Raw genomic sequence first — 1,384 nt, 5'->3', positions numbered from 1 at the left:
CTATCAATTTAAATTTTTAATTGCTACGCGTCGATTTTTTGATGCTTACGGAAAAACTAATATCAACTTTGATTACACTGAAGAAGTAAAGAAATGTAAAACTATCGATGACGTTCTTGGAAAGAACGGTCTCGTTCAGAAATTAGTTAAAGATGTACTTGAAAATATACTTGAAGCTGAAATGGATGTACATCTAGGAAGAGATAAATATCAGCGTCAAAATGAGATTGAGCATGAAGAAAGAAACTATAGAAATGGTTATAGTCAAAAGAGTTTAAGAAGCTTATTTGGAGATGTAGATCTTGATATACCAAGAGATAGGAAGGCTGAATTTGAACCGCAAATAGTAAAGAAATATGAAACTGTTTGTAATGAATTAGATAAAAAAATAATATCTCTCTACGCTAAAGGAATGACTACAAGTGATATTCAAGCAGAAATAGAATACCTCTATGGTATAACAATATCTCCATCTATGGTTTCCAAAATAACAGATAAGGTAATAGCTACCGCTACCGAATGGCAAAACAGAGTATTAGATAGAATATATCCAATAGTTTATCTTGATGCAGTGTATTTTAAAGTAAGAAGTAATGGGAAAATAGTAAATAAGGCTGTATATATTTGTTTGGGTTATACAATTGAAGGATATAAAGATATTCTTGGAATATGGGTTGATGAAGCAGAAGGAGCTAAATTTTGGTTAAGTATATGTAACGATTTGAAAAATAGAGGTGTAAAAGAAATACTCATAGCATGTATGGATGGATTGAAAGGATTACCACAAGCTATTAAAACAGTATTTCCAAATGTTAATATTCAAACGTGTATTGTGCATCAAATAAGAAACTCTATTAAATACATAGCTTCAAAAGATAAAAAAGCATTTATGAAAGATTTAAAAGAAGTTTATAGGGCTACTACTGAAGAACTTGCGTTAGCGCAGCTAGATAAATTAAAGGATACTTGGGGAAATAATTACAGAATGGTCATAGATTCATGGTATAACAATTGGAATAATCTATCTACTTTCTTTGAGTTTTCTCCAACAATTAGAAAAATAATATATACAACAAATGCATTGGAAGGTTTTAATAGGCAAATACGAAAATATACCAAAGCACGAACTATATTTCCTACTGATGAATCATTAAACAAATGTGTCTATCTTGCAACTATGGAAATTATGGAAAAATGGACACAACCGACACCAAATTGGGGAGCTACGTTAGCAGAGCTAACAATATACTTTAATGAACAATTAAATGACGAATTAGCGTAAAAGCTTGTACTTTTTATTAAATTTAAGTATATTATTTAATTTTTGTTAAATAATATGAAAGAACAGAAATTCACATTATTAGTATTTCTAGATAATAAAAAA

At 29.3% G+C, this 1,384-nt stretch carries 1 protein-coding gene; it reads left to right on the top strand.

Translation table 11 applies throughout. The features are described 5' to 3' along the window. The first annotated feature begins 61 nt into the window (after window positions 1-61). Window positions 62-1,282, top strand: coding sequence for an IS256 family transposase (locus ACQRD5_RS17095; RefSeq protein ID WP_320627580.1), 1,221 nt, complete (start codon window positions 62-64; stop codon window positions 1,280-1,282). Window positions 1,283-1,384 lie beyond the last annotated feature (102 nt).

The organism is Clostridium sp. SGI.024 (assembly GCF_050315195.1).
In the GTDB taxonomy this organism is placed as follows: domain Bacteria; phylum Bacillota; class Clostridia; order Clostridiales; family Clostridiaceae; genus Clostridium.
The sequence above is the reverse complement of the archived record's forward strand: the minus strand, read 5'-3'. Positions and strand labels throughout refer to the sequence as shown.